Below are 18,351 nucleotides of genomic sequence, written 5' to 3'. Positions count from 1 at the left end.
TGGGTTGAAGATGGATCTGCAACAGTTATTAACTATCCCCATTCTCTCCAAAGCAAAGGTTATTGCCGGGCATCGCGGCCTTGATCGCTTGGTGCAATCTATTAATATTATGGATGCCCCAGATATTGTACAATTCCTGAAGACGGGAGATATGCTGCTGACAAACGGTTATATCCTGAAAGATCGCCCCGATGCTCATCTTACATTCATTACAGATATGCACGCGATTGGTTGTGCGGCGCTTGCTGTCAAGACACAGCGTTTCTCTCTTGAATTATCTCCGCAACTGCTTGAGACAGCCGACAGGCTGGGCTTCCCAATCATCGAACTGTCCGAGATAGACAATACTCTCGGTGAAATATTTCAACATTCAATCAGTGCTATCCTTCAGAACAAAACCCATGAGCTACACTACGCCTTGTCTATTCATAAGCAATTTTCCACGATGGTGATGCAGGGAAAAGGCATACCATCTATCGTAGATACGTTGTCTCAGTTGCTATCCTCACCTGTACTTCTGCTTGGTTCAAAGAAGCAGATTACGGCAAGCTCCCATTATGCACAACAGATGGATCATCAGTCTCTCGCCGCGCCCATACTGACAATTATAGATGAGCATCCTTCCTTCCATACCGCAATCTCGATCTGCCTGCTTACTGTTGATAAATATCGACACGCCGAGCTTCATCCCATCTTCACGGATCGGCACGAGGGCTATTTGATCGCACTATACGACAGTTCCGCAAGCTCTAAGCTCTCCACTCTGGCACTGGAACAAGCCGTCAATGTGATCGGTCTGGAGTTAACCAAGAAACAAGCCGTCAAGGAACGCTCCCGCCGTTACAAAAATGAATATTTCTCCGATCTCATTCAAGGCTTCATTCGTTCGGAACAAGAAGCGCTGCACCGCGGCAAGAAATATGGGCTGCAAGCCAAAGGAAGTTCTGTTCTCATCGTTGCCAAAAAGGATGAATCCTTAGCGGGCATACCTAAGCAGAACTCTACTTCCTCCGGGGAAGAGCGGTTCATCTCGGAACGAGACGCTAATTATGAGCTGATTAAGCAGGAGTTCGCCAGATTGGATCTCTCCTTTGTCATGTTCACTAAGAACGACCAGTTCGGCATACTCGTCTTTTTGGCCGAATCGTCTTGGGACGAACATACCGTTGTTCAGCAGCTTGAGCGGATCGCGAGCAATCTGTATACGGAGTCGCAGCTCAGCCTATCCTTCGGAATAGGTAATCCCTACACGAACGTATTGGATATTGGACTCTCCTATAAAGAAGCAGTCAAGGCGCTCCAATCCGGCTATCAGATGCGCAAGACACGCTTCGCTCATTCCTATCAAACCATGGATATAAGCCGTCTGCTGCGCATGATTCCTTACGATGAGATGCTGCAATTTCATCAAGAAACCTTTAAACCCTTCGAAGACCGAGATCCGAACGAGCGCAGTGAACTTATGAAAACCCTGTCCTCTTTCTATGAGAATCATTGCCAGATCGTCGATACAGCGAAAGAGTTGTTCGTACATCGCAATACAGTGATCTACAGATTGGAGAAATGCGAGAAACTAACCGGCAGGAACATTAAGGACCCGATGGAGAGCCTGCGCTTCCGACTTGCCTTCGCACTTGAGTCCCTTCTGAATGTTCATCCAGCCCCTAGCGAAGCTAATCATACGTCTTAAATCGAGAACGTGTCATGTATGATGACACGTTCTTTTGTTTTCTTTTCATATTCAATTCATGTTCAATCTTCATTTGTGCATTTTAACTGATTTAATTCTATTTTTATGTTCAGAGTAACTAATGACAATTATGCAAACAGTCTATATGATTAGGAATATATTCACGAATGTCATGTTAATTAACATCAATTCACATCAAGAAACGAACAACCATCAGGCTGTAGGAAAGGGGCTACCTATCATGGCTATACAGATACAAGGCGTATCCAAATCATTTGTCAGTGCAACCGGAGAAGATATTCAGGTCCTGGCTGAGGTTTCGATGCAAATCAAGAAACAGGAGTTCTTCAGTATCGTGGGACCGAGCGGCTGCGGCAAAAGTACGATTTTTAATATTATCGCAGGTCTGCTTAAGCCAACAAATGGCAAGGTAATCGTCTGTGGCGAAGAGATCGATCAGACCACCGGGCATGTCGGTTATATGATGCAGAAGGACCTGTTACTTCCTTGGAGAAGCATCCTGGACAATGTCACGTTAGGCTTGGAAGTGAAGGGCTTGTCCAAAAAGGATCGCGGCGATATTGCCATGGATTATCTGGATCGTTATGGCCTGGCTTCATTCGCAGGAGCCTACCCCTCCACACTATCAGGCGGTATGCGCCAACGTGTAGCCCTCATACGTACCCTCGTTACCCAGCCCGATATTATATTACTGGATGAACCCTTCTCCGCACTTGATTATCAGACCAGACTCATTCTGGAAGATGAAATCTTGTCCATCCTGAAATCCGAGGGCAAGACAGGCGTCCTTATAACACATGACATCGAGGAAGCGATCGCCATCTCCGACCGTATTGCCGTCATGAGTAAACGACCAACGACCGTGAAGCAGGTGTATGACATTGGGCTCGCTTCGCAATACGGTTCAGCACTGAAAGCCCGCTCCGACCACAAGTTCAAGCAGTATTTTGAATCGATCTGGTCAGAGCTTGATATCCAAATGGGGAGGATCAGCTAATGAAGAGCACATCACCTGAAATTACCCTTGCCGGGAAGCCTGCTGGAGTTGCGAAGAACAAGCGGAGACAATCCACATTCTCCAAAGAATGGCTGATAACGATGCTGTGGCGGTTCATTATTGTAGCGGTCATCCTGGTGATATGGGAATCCGCCGTTCGTTTGAAGCTCGTTAATGGATTCCTCATGGGATCACCAAGCGCCATTCTCGATGCTGCCATCACGATGGCCAGCTCAGGGCAGCTGCTTACAGACGCATTTGCAACGGTGAATGCCACCGTTATCGGCTTCGTAGCCGGTAGCTTAATCGGCTCATTGGCAGGACTGCTCATGTGGTATTCCAAGTCCGTCGCCCGTGTGCTTGATCCATTCATCGTAGCTATGAACGGTATTCCGAAGATCGCACTCGCTCCCATGATTATCATCTGGTTTGGCTCAGGCATCTTCTCCAAGATTGCTCTGGCCTCCGTAGCAACATTTATCGTAGCGCTATTATCCGCCTATCAAGCGACTCATCAAATCGACGAATCCCAGATCAACCTGATGAAATCCTTCGGTGCAAAGAAATCACAAATTTTCCGTAAAATTATCGTTCCTTCCTCTCTGCCATGGATCATCTCAGCCTTCCGGATCAATATCGGTTTGGCACTGGTGTCTGTTGTTGGTGGAGAATTCATCTCTTCAGATAAAGGACTCGGACATATGGTGTTCGTCGAAGGTAACCTGTTCAACCTTCCGGCCGTATGGGTCGGCGTGTTCATGCTTATGCTGGTCGCGATGCTCCTCTACACCTGTGTCGGTTATCTCGAATCCCGTCTCCTTCCATGGAATGACAACAAGACCAGCAGCAAATCCACATTCGTATAGCCGACCTACAACCATTAAAGGAGCCTGATGACTAATGCGTACATTCAAAAAGATAGCTTTTCTAGCAGCGATGACGGTTATTTTGACTACACTGCTTAGTGCGTGCGGTAGCAATGCCACAACACCTGCGAGTGGCACAGGTGCATCTAATAGCGAGGGGCAAGCAAATACACAGGTGGACAGAATTATGGTGTCCGAGGTGTATCACAACCTGCTCTACCTTCCCTTGTATGTAGCGAATAACCAAGGATTCCTAAAGGAGAATCGTATTGAGCTATCTTCCATCCGTGCTGCCGGAAGCGGTCCAACAGCATTGTCTTCGGTGATCTCAGGCGAGTCCGCGTTCTCCTTCCACGGTCCTGAGCATGTCGCATTTGCTAATGCAAAGGGCGGAGATGCTCGCTCACTGGTCCTTCTATCCGGCAGTGCTCCAGTATGGGCAGTTGCGCGAGAAGGAGTAACCGTGAATTCGACAGCGGATTTCAAAGGTAAAACCATCGTTGTGGGCTTGGCACCTACAAGCTCGAACAGCTTACTGAGGAAACTATTTGCTGACAACAACATTGATATCGACAAGGATGTGACGATCACTGAGGTCCAAAATGGCTCCGAGCTTGGTGCTGTATTAGCCGGCAAAGCCGACATTGCTATCGTTTACGAGCCTCAGCTGGATCAAGGCATTGCAGAAGGGCTGCGTATTGTCCATGATTTCACGAAGGACTATCCTGATTTCGCTTTTGCAACGATGAATACAACTGCAAGCTTCATTGAGAAAAATCCTGATCTCACCCAGCGCTTTGTCACCTCTATTGAGCAAGCACTGGACTACATTCAATCGAACCCTGAAGGCGCCAAAGCTGTTGCAGTGAAGGAATTCCCGAATCTGGACCAGAAAGTCGTGGAGCAAGCAGTACAACGCATGATCGACAGCAAGGTATACCCTGCTGATGGGCTCATCAATGAATCAGCATTCGAGACCGCAATTGATATGCAGCGCTTCATCGGCAATCTGAAGGAAGAACTTCCTTACGAGGATATTATCGATCCAAGCTTCACCAAATAGAGAGAGAAAGGTTGATTACTCTGAACCAAGACGACTATCTCACACACCGCTGTACGGAAAGTGCGAAATATGCGAATGGAGTTATTACCAGCGAGGAGCTTGCCCTATTTACAGCCGACTTAAAACTGATTCGTGGCTTCAAGTTGCCAGAAGAAATAGGGCCCAATCCCCCGTATAGGAGCGTGCCTCTGCGATGATTACGAAACCACTGAATGAGCTGACCATTGCTGAAGCCGCAAAATTGATTAAAAACAAGTTGATATCTCCTGTAGAGCTTACAAAATCCTATCTGAATCGCATTGAGAAAGTAGAGCCTGCGGTGCAAGCCTTCGTTACAGTCACCGCCGAACAGGCTTTGCAGGCCGCAAGAGAGTCTGAACAACAACTGATGAATGGCGAATATCTCGGTCCTCTGCATGGCATTCCCTATGGAGCCAAAGACATTATCCATACCGCTGGCATACGCACCTCGGCCGGATCAAATACCTTTCCTGACTTCGTACCCGGAACGAATGCAACTGTGATTAATAAGTTGCAAGCTGCAGGCGCTATCCTGCTCGGCAAGACAACAACGACGGAATACGCCTTTCAGGGAGGAGAACCGCCAACACGCAACCCGTGGAATCTAGAACATACCCCGGGCGGCTCCAGCTCCGGCTCCGCCGCTGCAGTAGCAGCTGGCATGGCCTCCTTCACACTCGGAACACAGACCTTTGGATCTCTGCTTAGACCCGCAGCTTACAATGGATTAACCTGTATGAAACCCACTTACGGCAGGGTTAGCCGTAATGGTGTCATCACAGCCAGTTGGAGCCTGGATCATATTGGCGCCTTCACTCGATCCGCACAAGATAACGCAATCGTTCTGGAAGCGATGGCCGGACAAGATGAGCTGGACTCCTTCACGCTCCCTCACGGCAAGCCAGATTTAACAAATGCTCTTGAGCATCCTATTTCAGGAATGGTGATCGGTCTGCCGAGCAACTTCTTCCAGACTGATGAACCCGCGATCTTGTTAGCGGTGGAGTCGGCAATCGCTGTGCTTGAGAAGCTGGGCATGCAATGGAAGAAAGTTGACCTGCCTTCTTATATGGAAGAAACCATTGCTGCTCATCGTACGGTAATGCGGGCAGAAGCTGCCGCCTTCCATCAGGAACGCTTCGCGGAAGCCTCTGATCGTTACGGCCACACAATGCGGGAACAGCTTGAGCTCGGCTACCAGACGAGTGCCGTTGATTATTTGCAGGCACAACGCATCCGAACGATATTCCGGAGCGAGATGATGATGATGTTCGATGAAGTGGATGTGTTATTGACTCCATCAACACCATATGTAGCTCCACATGGATACAAGACAGGCAGCCCGATTTTCAACGGACCGTTTACCAATACAGGTCTACCGTCCATCACCGTACCCATCGGGTTTGATACCACCTCAGGGAAGCCATTGCCTATCGGCATGCAGCTTGCCGGTCCACACATGAGAGAAGACCGCTTGTTGTCCATCGCTCATCATTATCAGCAGGCTACAGACTGGAATCAGATAACACCGAATATACACACTCATTAGGAAAGGAATGACAGCTACGATGTCTACCATCATACATGCAAGTGCAGCACCCAAATTCCCGCTTCCTTTCTCCCATGCTGTCCGCGCAGGAGATTTGGTCTACGTTGCAGGTCAGGTAGGCGTTGATCCACAGACGCTTGAGCCTATCGGCGGCATTAAGGAGCAGACTGAGCAGTGCATTCGTAATATTGAGGTGATCCTGCAAGAAGCCGGACTTACACTCGATCATATTGTGAAGGTAACCACTCATCTGGCCCGAGTCGAGGATCAGCCCGAATACAACGAAGTGTATGCGCGAATGATTAAGCAGCCCTATCCCGCCCGTATTACCGTATTTAGCGGGTTAGGCCCTTATTTAATTGAAATGGAAGTGCTGGCGTATGCGCCTTCCGTCCGAGGAGAGTAACACATCACCAAAGAGCACCTGTAGCCATAGATGGGTACAGGTGCTCTCTTTGTCTAGAAACCCGGTTCTCTTTTGAGAAATCGGTTTCTTTTCGTATTCCTATTTTGTTTTGAAGCGAGATGATTCCTCGGCAAGTTGTTTGGTCAGTCCATCGATTCTCTGCACCATATCTGTCAAATGTTCCGTCATGCCGGACTGTTCCTGCATTGTTGCTGTGACTTCCTCAACAGAAGCCGACACCTCTTCACCGGAAGCGGACAAGTTCTGTGCAGCTCCAATGACGTCATCCTTATCACGTTCAATGGACTCGATCTCAGTGGCAATAGCCTGAACCTGACTCATCATCTCATTCATATTCTCGGTGACAAAATTGAATGTCTCCTTGGTCTGGCTAACGCTGCTCTTATGCTGTTCCGCAATCGCTTCAATAGCCTGAACACTTCGGTTATTCTGCTCCACGTGATCAATGGTCTGCATCACAATTCGGTTGATATCCTCCGATTGAGCTGTTGTCTGCTCCGCCAGCTTGCGAATCTCGGAAGCAACCACGGCAAAGCCGCGCCCTTGCTCACCTGCTCTTGCGGCCTCAATCGAAGCATTCAACGCAAGTAATTTCGTCTGATTTGCAATTTCGGCAATCGTACCGGTAATCTGGTGAATGCCCGAGGAGCTTTCAGCGAGTTGGACTGTAATTTTGGAGATGTTGCCAACTTCAATCTCGTTTTGCCCGTTCACCGCAATGAGTGCATCAATAACTTCATGATTATTTTTGAATGCATCCGTAATTTCATCTGCCTTGAACTTCACTGCCTGCGACATCCCATTCACGTTGGCAATCTTGTTACCAACATTCATGAATTTATCCACAATGGCTCCCGTATCGTTCGCCTGGGACTCCATGGCTCGTGAAATCTCAAATGCTGTTGTCGTTGTTTCGGCAATCGTGGTCGAAGTTTGCTGAGTGGACTGTTCCAGCTCGGATGTACTTGTTTTCAGGATGCCGATGGAATGGTTCATGCTGGAGATCAACTGTTTATTGCCTGCTGCCATGGTATTGAAGCTGTCCACCAATTGTTTGAATTCTCCGCTATATTTACCTTGAGCCTGCACCGTCAGATCGCCGCCCGCAAGCTGTCTGAACAACACAGTTAGTCTTGTAATTGGTCTGGTTACCAGCAAAGAGATCAGGATACCCGCTACGACGGAAACCGCAATAGCACTAAACAAAACAATATACATCTGTTTTGCCATCGCACGTAAAGGCTTCTGCACATCGCTCATTTTATCTTCTACAACGACAGTCCAGTCGGATCTTGGGATTTTGGAGTAATACGCCACTTTCTCATCTGTGCTAATATCCCCTTGCTGTAGTTCAGCGCCAGGAGCAAGATCTATCAATGATTGGTATTCGCCGGACTCCATCTTCTGGCCTGCCAACTTCTCATCCGCTGAATCGTAGATGACCGTACCTACACGGTCCAGAATGATCACTTTTCCCTCATCATTAATATTGATATTTTGTAGCTGATTAACGAAGAACGAGGTGGATGCCGCAGATACGAGCACTCCCTGTACTTCTTGATTCTCATTGTAGATTGGCATGGCAAAAGCCGTACCAAGTTGTCCTGAGGACTTGGCTACAATCCCTTCACTAATCACGTTTTTACCCTGAATCGCTTCTTGGAAATATGCCCGATCTCCGCGTTCTGCCTTGATAACTGCCGGATCATTCGCTGCAACAATAATGCCATTCCGATCCAACAAAATCAGACTGTTGTTACCTTCCATACCTGCAAGACTGTCCGCGAGAATACCACTTGCCTTATCCAGCAGTTCATTGTTTTCCGAGAAAAAGTTCTCACCTTCCTGCCCATCCGTATTCCGAATCTCTAGCAGATCCCGGAAGGTACGATGTGTTGTAATCAGAAAGGTAGATTGTTCTTCCAAACTTAGTGAAGCATACAAACCTGCCCCCACCCGGTCCGAGGTTGCCTTAATTTCATCTTTGCTTTTGTCGAGTGTAATAACTGCCGCTACGCTGTAACACACTACCGCAGTTACCGCCAGTACGATACACACCAGCAGACTGATCATAAGTGGCAGTTTGACTCTGAACGACATGTTGCGCATGCGTTCTCTTGCCTTGCTAAATACCATGATTACATTCACCATCCATTTTCATTTTCATCATTATGAAGTCCAAATTCTATGTATCTACTTTATATCGGTCGATATCAAATAATCTGTAAGCTGTTTCCCCAGTTATACTAGGTCAAAGGCCACTGCACACGATTGGAAAATGAAGACTTTGGGTTAATACAAAATATGACATCAACATCGTATAATATATGAAATACTTATCGTGCAGGAAGAGGGACAACGCATTGAATCCGAAAATTCCTACTTTATTAAATGTTATCCGTGCCCTGTTAGGCGTACAATCCATCTTCATTGGGATTTCCATGACATTCCTTATTGCAGATCTATTCCGTAATAGTGCGGATTACTCCGCGTTTCCGCTATCTGATCAGATCGCCTATTTTACAAGCATCGGGCTCCGTGTGCTCTTGGTTCTGGTTCCCCCAATTCTGACTATCGTATTTATCTCCAAACGAAGTTATAAGCTAACAATTACATTTATGAGCCTGGCCTTATTTTTTGGCGTTGTTTTCTTTCAGAATTTTCTCGTCTTGCTGCACATCTTTATGTTGCTTACGCTGCTGCTCCACAAGCCCAGCAAGGTGTATCTGAAGCAGGAAAGCTCTCGGGAAGAATACAACCAGAAGAATCTGCGGTTATAGGTTCGAAGAGAATAGGAGAAGTGATATGGTAAAAACAGCATTACCTACGCTATTAAATGTCGTGCGCATTTTATTAAGTGTAAAACTGATCTACGTGATTGTGTCCTTTATCGTGTTCCTCATTGACTTCAACCAGAATATGGAGGCCTATCTGGGTTTCTTACGCAAAGGAGATGATCTGGCTTACGCCTCTGGCGTAATCTCAGCCAGAATGTTGTTTATCATCGGTCCCAGCCTGCTCGCTGTTATATTCATCACCAAAAGAAAGTTCAAGCTCACCGTGACGTTTCTGAGTCTGGCGCTATTCGTTGCCATTCCGAATGAGAGTAACCTGTTTACCCTGATTCATCTCTTCGCCCTGCTTATCGTGCTCTTGCATCGTCCAAGCAAGTTGTATCTGAAACGAAAGGATACCCCTGTCAATGAAGCCGTAGTTGAACCGAAGGATTAATTCGAAAAGGAGATCACATGACATTGAAGTCCAGATAAACGGTGGAGAGTACACGATATGATGTCATAATAAAAAAACAAGGACGTTCCTAAGTAATACAGGAAGGTCCTTGTTTAATATGACTCACTATACAAAGTGATTGTGAGATTTACAATTACAGTGCAGCTTGATAAATTTGTACTACATCTTCACGCTGCAAGTTCTTGAAGAATCCGAACGGACCAAATCGCATCGCTTTATCAGCCATCACATCAATCTGGCTGTCGTCGATGTCATAGTCCGCCAGACGGCTAGGGGCACCAATTGAAGTCCAGAATGTACGCAGCGCTTGAATGCCTTCCTCAGCAACTTGTTTGTCCGACTTTCCAGCAGGGTTGATATCAAATACATTAACGGCCATACGTTTGAATCGATCTACATCCACATCCAGATTATGTTTCATCCAGTGTGGGAAAAGGATCGCAAGGCCTCCCCCATGGGGAATGTCATACACAGCCGACACGGCATGTTCAATATTATGAGAAGCCCAATCTCCGGCAAGACCCATATTCAGGACATCGTTAAGCGCCATTGTTCCACAGTAGAGAATGGTTTCGCGCAGTTCATAGTTTTCTGGATCTTTGATCAGACGAGGGGCCGTATCAATAACGGTACGAAGAATCGTCTCACAGAATCCAAGCTGAACCGGTGTATTGGTATCCAGATGGAAATAATGTTCAAACACATGAGACATCATGTCCACCATGCCGTATACCGTCTGATCCAGTGGTACGGTGTATGTGTACTCCGGATCAAGGATGGAGAACGCCGGGAAAGAATACTCGCTGAACCATGCCCATTTCTCCTGTGTGTCCTGATTCGTAATTACTGAACCGTTGTTCATCTCGGAGCCTGTCGCTGCCATTGTCAGAATTGTACCCAGCGGAAGTCCACCTTCCGGGGTTGCTTCGCGCACAACAACATCCCACATGTCTCCATCGTATTTGGCTCCTACTGCGATGGCTTTCCCGCAGTCAAGTACACTGCCGCCGCCAACCGCAAGAACCAGATCAATGTTATGTGTTCTGCATAGCTCTACGCCCTTATGAACCTTAGACAGACGGGGGTTCGGTTCTACTCCAGCGAGTTCCGTAACCTCTGCTCCGATTTCGTTCAACTGGCTGATTACCTGATCGTACAGCCCGCTGCGTTTGATGCTTCCACCACCATATACAAGCAAAATACGTTTTCCGTATTTTGGAACTTCGGTCTGTAGTGCTTGAAGTTGCCCTTTGCCAAAAATCAGCCGGGTCGGATTATAAAACTGAAAAGATCTCATTACGTATGTTCCTCCAAAAAAGTCTGAAATTTTGTGCATCCACCATTATAGTTCTCTTTATTCGTAAAAACAAATACAGGCAAGAAGGAGATAACCGATGAGTATGGAGTCTGTCACATTACAACATTTAATAAAACAAACCATTAATCAATATGTATCCTCGGATATTCACATTCAAAGTATTAAAAGTAACCCTATCGGTGCGGGATCTCAAGCTGTTGCATTGCTTCGACATCATATTGAATTCCTTATAAATGGTGTGAAAAAGGATATTTCTTTCGTAACAAAGAAGGCCACGTTCATTGAACGCTCTGCCTTGTCCAGATTATTTTTACAGGGTGCCAATGTACCCTTTAGTTTATCAACTGAACCTCATACTCAAGATCGAAGCTTGATCTGCATTCAGGATGTGGACTACCAAACCGATTATAGTCATCTGGATATGGATCTGCTTCAGCATAAAGAATTACGAGCACTGGCTTACATACACGGAACGAACATGGGATTGAAAAAAGAACTGCCCTGGATATCTAATGTGGATCGATCTCATATCATCGAAATGATGGAAAACCGTTGGAGACCTTCGTGGAAAAACGCCATAGAAAGTCCATCATTCATTGAAGAATTTGGATCACCGCTCATTTCGGAAATTGAAGCTGTAGCAAGTAACATCGTAGATGATCTTGAAATACTTATCCAGGACAAACACACACATACGTTAATTCATAATGATCTGAATCCTGGCAATGTATTGGTATACAACAATGAAGATGTATATTTTATCGATTGGGAGGAAGCAAGGTATGGCTCCCTGTTCTTTGATATCCCTCTACGCTGTACACATCTGAAACAAGTTGAGATCTATCGGGAGGCCCTAAGTTCTCACGGATACGATATTCCACAACATCAATTTGAAAAGTACTTCTCCCTGGCATCCCGATATCTCGGCATCCGTTATATGAGTTGGAACCTTGGGGTTTGGGAACAGTACCCACATGCAAAAGACGACTTAAAAAAGTATATGAAAATGGTGACTCAACCTTTGTTCGCCTGATCCCTCATTCCACATTAGTAAGACGAATTCACTGTTTTCCTGGACAAAAAAAGCTCCTGCCAGCAAAGTGGCAGGAGCTTACATCACAGGGATCCAATATAACCATCGCATGCTTCCATAACATACATGGTCTACATCCCCTCAGATATTAAGAATTCGGTACTTAGGTTCTAACCCAGGTCGGCAATCCGCTGTCCAATACGTGGAAACAGCCCAAAGGCATTCTCGTAGAATACCTTATCATGATGCTGCTCCGGTACAAGTCGGCGGACAAATTCGGCATACAGATCGATGGGCGCAAGCGGCCAGTCGGTGCCAAACAGCATTTTCTCGTAATGATCCGAATAGACCAACGCCCGGCGGAAATGATCCATGAATAAAGGCTCGTTCATGAACCGTTCAAAATGAGGCCGATCCCCCACCACAAGACCAGACAAATCCGCATACACGTTAGGATTCTTCGCCACCACTTCGGCTGCATCCATCACCCAAGGATCACCCAGATGACAGATCATAAAGTTCACACCGCGCTGCTGCAAGGCTAATTCATCCACCGTCAACGGATGCGAATACTTGAGCAACCCGTTCATAGAGTATGTGTCTCCTGTATGAATCACCACAGGCAAGTTGTACTTGGCTGCGAGTTCATAGACCGGAGTATAGATTTTGTCATACACATAGTGATGATAGTATCCGGCATAAAGTTTGATTCCGGCTACCTCCGGGGATTGCAGTCTTGCTTCAATCCGGTCAAGCTCGTCCTGAGCATTTTTACCGTCCAGCGCATTGGGATTGATCCCGACACATTCCATGAGGAATGACGGAACCTTCTCTTCCAGGTCCAGTCCCATCGGGTTAGGGGAACTGGAATCCGGGAACGATCCCTTTGTCTGCTCCGTAACCCCCATTCCGATGCCCAGAATGACGTCGTTCTTATCAAACTCCGCTTTAAGACCAGCGGCAGAGTAATCCACTTTGGACAGATCAATCGCTGTTCGGTGAAAGCTGTCTATGTCCGACAGGTGGATATGAATATCAATGATCGGCATGTGGAGCCTCCTTTTCATCGGTAGAAGTTGCAAAATTCAGTTTGAGAAGGTCATGCACATCCGCTGAACTCAGCGGGATTGGTCCCAGAACAAGATATGTCGGCTCCGTCCAGACCGTTTCTCCCTGATGGAGTGTCAGATGATGATTCACGTGCAGACCCGTCACCTGATTATTAGCAAAAGCCCATGCACTCTGATTCGGGTAACGATGGACCGCATGCAGCATGTTCTCACGCGAAACCGATCCGACTCGCAAAAGGTCTTCAAGTGGCAGGCCCACATCCACCTTTCCTAGCGGGAATCGATCTTTACCCGGTTGCTCAATCCAACCTTCCGCAAAGACAGATGAAGGCTGGAGGAAACGTTCCTCCGCAAGCGAGTAATTCGTCAGCGTCAGGCCGCTTTCGTTTGTCACTTCAAGCAGGGTGCAGAGCACAGGAACACCGGGCAGCATCAGATAATGTTGGTGGATCGTGATCCCACGATTCGCTTCGTGCTTCTCAATTCGGGTGGTCAGCTTTATGCCTTTCCAGACGTTACCGTATTGATCCTTCTGCTCTGTCCAGGAAGCGGCTCTCTGTTCCAACTGACGGCTGAAGCCATTCATGCCTGGAACCCCAACACCCAGCCCGCCGTACCACGGATTCCACCACGAGCGTGGAGCCGGTTCAGGGTACGAGCTGTCCAGCCATTCTTCTCCTGCAACTTTCAGAGAGTGTACTACACTCCCGAAGTCAGGGGCAACGGAGATCGACAATACTCCATTGTCTACGGTGTACACTGGTCCAGATGAACCTTCTTCAATTATCTGCTTAACCTCTGTTCCGCTCTGCGGGAACCAAAGGGCCGTTCGCTCTTGAATCCGATCTTCGCCCCGATATAGCCCACGAACTTTCCAACCACTCACGTGCTGGTCTCGGTCCGCTTCGTCTGGTGAAAATGTCAGCTTGGCAGAGTTTAGATTCTGCTCCGGATTGAATTCCTTCACATTGGCCATAACCTCCGGTTTGCCACCCTGCTGTACATACAGCTCTAGCTTGCCCGCAAGCGAAACCAGTTTATGTTCAGTCAACGTTGCTTGCAGCACATCCGGGGCAAACGGATTCCCCTCACTCAGTGTCAGATCCAGATGACTGTCCAGCAACGGAATGATCGGGTTACGCTGCTTCCGTGCAAACGCACGGAAATCCGTCCATTTGGCAAACGTATTCAAAGCATATACAGTTGCCTTGGTCCGCACAACGGCCCCAGCTTCCAAACGTCCAAGCTCATGCTGCAACCCCAGCGTGTATTCCGGACGAAGCAGCTTCAGAGAAGGGTCCCAATAGATGCCGCACGCGCCGTACTCTTCCTTGCAAAACAGCCAGTTTTCCGTAATCTGCGAACTGTCCCAATGACTCGGATCGCCAGCGTAAGAATCTCCCATATCCACAAAACGGCCTTGGTACGGTAGAATTAGCTGGTTTCCGTAGAAACCGAAGTTATTCATTAGGTACAGGTCCCCCCAGGCGGTGTCTCGTGTATTTTCAACCTCGTGGTGGAATTCGGCGATTCCATTCGCAGACAGCTTGACCACGGACTTAATCTGCAAGCCAGGGAAATCCTCCGAGTCATACAGTGCTTCAAGAACCTGACGTTCCCCTTCGGCATAAATATTCACTTCTTTTGCTTGTTTCTTGGATAACTCTTCGGCAAACGGCTTACCCAGCTTCGGATAAGTCCACCAGAACGAATGACGGGAGCCCGGATATTCAATCCACATGTTATTATCTTGTTTGCTCATGTGAATAGAGAATGCACCATTAACAGCCACCCATTGATCCTCAATCTGCCCGCCATATTTCCCTTCGATTCCCTTCATCAGTACAGAAAGTTTACTTGTAAAAGAGATCTCATGGTGCCCCACTGGGACAGCCGTCACTTCTACCTCTTGGGAATAGAGACCATATGAACGCAAGGTGAAGGGCACAGGTACAGACACTTTGCCTTTGGCAGGCACCGTAAAGCGAACTGAACGCTCCGCCCATTCCAGGAATTCATCCTCAGGCAGGTTCAAGCTGAACTCCGTTTCTGCATCCACATTATTTTCCACGTTCAGAACCAATTCCGCCGGGATGCCTGGATAGAGCTCCTTCACGGGCAAGATGGTCTTGATCTTGGCCGGGAATTTCGGGGCAATACCTAACCTGAACTCCGCTTTCTTACCGTTGATTAACCATGTGGTGGCAACAACGGGATGGGTCTTATTGTTATTCTGTTCCTCTGTAATTGGATCAAGGTGAAACTCACCTTCCACGATGATGGTTTCTCCCGGAGCCACTGCTCGTGCAACGTCCAGCGCAAATCGAATGTTTTTGTTATCCTCACCCTTGATCTCAACCGCCAGTTCGGACGCAGAAGTGTTCTTAATGCGATAGCGAACCTTATAGCTGGAACCGAAAACCAGATCATGATCATCAACCTCTGTGAAGATTTCGTAATCCGGTGTTTCGAGGGCAGTCAGCCCGCGACCCGACTTTTCAAATTCAGCCCGCAGGGAGACATCTCCCTTTTTCCACGTGTAGTCAAAGAAATCAAAACCACGCTCCCGTCGGCCATCCGGCTCGATGACGAGTTCACGCGTGCTGTCTGCATACCAATCTAACTCCTCGAAATAAGGAGCAAGTGCTTCGGTCTGCAAGATGGTAGGGATGAAATTCATCAGATGCACATTGTCATCTTTTTTCTCCCAGAAGAATCCACATTTCTTGTACATCGGTACAGCCTTCGTATTCCCTGCCCACGTGAACAGATCCAGGCGAGGCCATCCGGCCTCCACGGTCTTGCGCACAGCATTCAGGATCAGGTTGCGTCCAACCTTGTAACCGTGATAGTCGGGGCGTACGTTAAGCAGCGGTACATATAGTGCTCTCTCGTCATAGCGGTAATGAGCAAAACTGCAGAAGCCAACAACCTCTTTCTCATGAACAGCTAGAAATGCATAAAGATTGGACGAACTCTCCATCTCCCGGCGAACTGTTTCCTCTGTTCTAAGGTTGGTGCCACCTCCCCAGCTTTCATTACTACGGTTCCACATATCCGCGAGTGCGGCAGCATAAGAGGGATCGTATTCAATAATATGGATCTGGTCGATAATCGAAGTTACGGTCATGTTCTGATCTCCTTCTCTTTATGTACAGGATGGTGAAGAAGCTAGTGATAGTCTTATCATACTATAATTGGAAGCATTTTCAGAGAATTAAAAATCTTTCTTTCCAACTTATATGTGCCTTTCGGAAGCTCTTGTTAGAAGCGTCAAGGATGGACGAATCTATTTAGGCATGAAAGAAAAAATCCACGTCTTTAGTTAGACGTGGATTTAGGAATATGATCAGCTACTAATTTTCAATTATGCCAATATAGAACGGACATTGCGTAGAACTGATTTCATAAATTCAGAGGTTGGTTCGGCATGCCCCGCAATTTGGATACGTCGTTGCCGCACATCAAGACTCTTCAACTGATCCGTCAAAACAACACCTGAAAATGGCAGCTCTTCTGGTAGTGTAACTTCAAAAGGATAATCCTTGGCTTGGCTCGTTATGGGACATACAACGGCAAAACCCGTTATTTCATTGAATACAAGTTCCGATAGAACAATAGCCGGTCGTCTCCCGGCTTGCTCGTGACCCGCTTGAGAATCAAAGTCAAGCCATATCAGATCGCCTCGTTTGGGAATAATCAAAGTAACTCTTTCCCTTCGGTACCAAAGTCTATTTCTTCATGTCTTGTATCCTGTTTCACTTTAGAGAGCAAAGTCTTTAGATGGTTACGTAGTTCCTCATTGGACTCTACAGGCTTGGTTTTTGGACGCAACAACAATTCATTATCTTCTGTCACCAAAATCTCGATTTCCGAGCCTTCTTCCAGATTAAGACGCTTAAGCAATTGGTTAGGAATGCGAATTGCACTGCTATTTCCCCATTTGCTAAGTGTGGCTGTAGTCATGGCAATCCCACGCCTCTCGTTTGATTGATGCTCCAATTATACCTCACCTCCCTACAGTTGTATATCTATATGATATACATGAAACAATAAAAGGATACATTGTATTCAACCATAATATGGATCTGGTCGATAATCGAAGTTTCGGTCATGTCGTGATCTCCTTCTCTTTATGTACAGGATGGTGAAGAAGCTAGTGATAGTTTTATCACACTATAATTGGAAGCATTTTCAGAGAATAATATATCATCGCTTCGGTATCCACTTCCGTATGAAGTGTCAATGAATCCATTCAACCCTTATGTATGGGTAAACATATTGCCGCAGTGTGTCCTGAAATGGCCTTTCCTGCGAACTTTGACAAGCTCTATTCGCTATTGTTACTCTTTGTACAGGAGTGTTTCTTTTATATATAAAAAAGATAGATTCATGGAGGGAAAGCATGACAGAATGGATCACGCAATTTATACTCTTTTTTAAAGATTTGTCATACGCAGGTCTGGTCATTGCCTTGTCGTTTGAATTCGTACCCGCTGAACTTGTACTGCCCATGGCGGGGTATTGGGTGTATCTTGGGGATATGAAGCTTTGGCTGGCAATACTCGCTGGTACCGTAGGTGGAACGTTCGGACCTCTGACGTTGTATGCCCTGGGACGATACGGCGGCAGGCCGATGGTCGAAAAATTCGGCAAATATTTCTTGATTCGCCCCCACCATCTGGACGCTTCCGATACGTTCTTTGAGAAATATGGCAGCGGGGTAGCTTTCTATGGACGTTTTGTACCCGGCATTCGGACCGTGATCTCCATCCCTTGTGGTATGGCGAAGATGAATGTGTTTAAATTCAGTCTCTTTACATTCTTGGCCATGCTTCCGATCACCTCATTGTACATTTACTTAGGCTTCAAATTAGGCTCTCAATGGGAGCACGTGGACGAGATTGTTAAGCCTTATATCGTTCCGGCAGCGGTGGTTTTCTTAGGCGCTTTTGGATTGTATGTGCTTTTGAAACGTTGGAAAAGAAGAACGGCTTTGAATAAGTCATAGGTTTTGCTAAGGTAAGGATATAAAATAAGATGG

16 protein-coding genes are annotated in these 18,351 nt (G+C 46.9%); 10 read left to right on the top strand and 6 right to left on the bottom strand.

Translation table 11 applies throughout. The annotated features are described in order from the left end of the window. Window positions 1-10: 10 nt before the first annotated feature. The 6 genes from BLS69_RS01105 (at window position 11) to BLS69_RS01080 (ending at window position 6,613) form a co-directional block, all read left to right on the top strand. Window positions 11-1,690 carry a PucR family transcriptional regulator gene (locus BLS69_RS01105; protein ID WP_176872531.1) on the top strand — a complete coding sequence of 560 codons (1,680 nt, stop codon included), beginning with the start codon at window positions 11-13 and terminating at the stop codon, window positions 1,688-1,690. 241 nt (window positions 1,691-1,931) lie between these two features. Continuing rightward, window positions 1,932-2,708, top strand: a complete 777-nt coding sequence (locus BLS69_RS01100; RefSeq protein WP_091027961.1) for an ABC transporter ATP-binding protein — start codon at window positions 1,932-1,934, stop codon at window positions 2,706-2,708. Beyond that, the gene (locus tag BLS69_RS01095) at window positions 2,708-3,574 is read left to right on the top strand and encodes an ABC transporter permease (RefSeq protein ID WP_091027958.1); all 867 of its coding nucleotides are present in this window, start codon (window positions 2,708-2,710) and stop codon (window positions 3,572-3,574) included. Before BLS69_RS01100 ends, BLS69_RS01095 begins: the two co-directional genes overlap by 1 nt. A gap of 34 nt (window positions 3,575-3,608) precedes the next feature. Beyond that, window positions 3,609-4,637 carry an ABC transporter substrate-binding protein gene (locus BLS69_RS01090; protein ID WP_091027955.1) on the top strand — a complete coding sequence of 343 codons (1,029 nt, stop codon included), beginning with the start codon at window positions 3,609-3,611 and terminating at the stop codon, window positions 4,635-4,637. Window positions 4,638-4,830: 193 nt separating this feature from the next. Further along, complete coding sequence (locus tag BLS69_RS01085) at window positions 4,831-6,207, top strand: amidase (RefSeq protein ID WP_091027952.1); 1,377 nt, start codon at window positions 4,831-4,833, stop codon at window positions 6,205-6,207. Between the two features lie 19 nt (window positions 6,208-6,226). Further along, a complete protein-coding gene (locus tag BLS69_RS01080; RefSeq protein ID WP_091027950.1) occupies window positions 6,227-6,613 on the top strand; it encodes a RidA family protein in 387 nt (128 codons plus the stop codon). Between the two features lie 99 nt (window positions 6,614-6,712). Here the strand turns inward: BLS69_RS01080 and BLS69_RS01075 are convergent, their stop codons facing one another. Beyond that, window positions 6,713-8,770 (bottom strand): methyl-accepting chemotaxis protein, encoded by a 2,058-nt coding sequence (locus tag BLS69_RS01075; protein ID WP_165980248.1) that lies wholly within the window; start codon window positions 8,768-8,770, stop codon window positions 6,713-6,715. 227 nt (window positions 8,771-8,997) lie between these two features. Between BLS69_RS01075 and BLS69_RS01070 the strand changes: the two genes are divergently transcribed. Both BLS69_RS01070 and BLS69_RS01065 read left to right on the top strand, forming a co-directional pair. After that, complete coding sequence (locus tag BLS69_RS01070; RefSeq protein ID WP_091027944.1) at window positions 8,998-9,414, top strand: hypothetical protein; 417 nt, start codon at window positions 8,998-9,000, stop codon at window positions 9,412-9,414. Between the two features lie 25 nt (window positions 9,415-9,439). Further along, window positions 9,440-9,865 carry a hypothetical protein gene (locus tag BLS69_RS01065; protein ID WP_091027942.1) on the top strand — a complete coding sequence of 142 codons (426 nt, stop codon included), beginning with the start codon at window positions 9,440-9,442 and terminating at the stop codon, window positions 9,863-9,865. Between the two features lie 154 nt (window positions 9,866-10,019). Here BLS69_RS01065 and BLS69_RS01060 read toward each other — a convergent pair whose 3' ends face one another. Continuing rightward, a complete protein-coding gene (locus BLS69_RS01060; protein ID WP_091027941.1) occupies window positions 10,020-11,183 on the bottom strand; it encodes an iron-containing alcohol dehydrogenase in 1,164 nt (387 codons plus the stop codon). 97 nt (window positions 11,184-11,280) lie between these two features. Here BLS69_RS01060 and BLS69_RS01055 point away from each other — a divergent pair, with 97 nt between their 5' ends. Then, on the top strand, window positions 11,281-12,237 hold the full coding sequence (locus BLS69_RS01055; protein WP_091027939.1) for a phosphotransferase family protein: 957 nt from the start codon (window positions 11,281-11,283) through the stop codon (window positions 12,235-12,237). A 170-nt stretch (window positions 12,238-12,407) separates the two neighbouring features. On the opposite strand, the gene BLS69_RS01050 is transcribed toward BLS69_RS01055, so the two are convergent. The 4 genes from BLS69_RS01050 to BLS69_RS01035 form a co-directional block, all read right to left on the bottom strand. Beyond that, the gene (locus BLS69_RS01050) at window positions 12,408-13,286 is read right to left on the bottom strand and encodes an amidohydrolase family protein (protein ID WP_091027937.1); all 879 of its coding nucleotides are present in this window, start codon (window positions 13,284-13,286) and stop codon (window positions 12,408-12,410) included. Next, window positions 13,273-16,437 carry a GNAT family N-acetyltransferase gene (locus BLS69_RS01045; protein WP_091027934.1) on the bottom strand — a complete coding sequence of 1,055 codons (3,165 nt, stop codon included), beginning with the start codon at window positions 16,435-16,437 and terminating at the stop codon, window positions 13,273-13,275. Before BLS69_RS01045 ends, BLS69_RS01050 begins: the two co-directional genes overlap by 14 nt. 237 nt (window positions 16,438-16,674) lie before the next feature. Next, window positions 16,675-17,010, bottom strand: a complete 336-nt coding sequence (locus tag BLS69_RS01040; protein ID WP_091027932.1) for a type II toxin-antitoxin system PemK/MazF family toxin — start codon at window positions 17,008-17,010, stop codon at window positions 16,675-16,677. Continuing rightward, a complete protein-coding gene (locus tag BLS69_RS01035; RefSeq protein ID WP_091027929.1) occupies window positions 17,007-17,309 on the bottom strand; it encodes an AbrB/MazE/SpoVT family DNA-binding domain-containing protein in 303 nt (100 codons plus the stop codon). The genes BLS69_RS01040 and BLS69_RS01035 overlap by 4 nt, the downstream gene beginning before the upstream one ends. A 403-nt stretch (window positions 17,310-17,712) precedes the next feature. Between BLS69_RS01035 and BLS69_RS01030 the strand changes: the two genes are divergently transcribed. After that, a complete protein-coding gene (locus tag BLS69_RS01030) occupies window positions 17,713-18,318 on the top strand; it encodes a DedA family protein (protein WP_091027926.1) in 606 nt (201 codons plus the stop codon). Window positions 18,319-18,351 lie beyond the last annotated feature (33 nt).

This window comes from Paenibacillus sp. CF095, from assembly GCF_900101225.1.
Lineage (GTDB): Bacteria > Bacillota > Bacilli > Paenibacillales > Paenibacillaceae > Paenibacillus.
The sequence above is the reverse complement of the archived record's forward strand: the minus strand, read 5'-3'. Positions and strand labels throughout refer to the sequence as shown.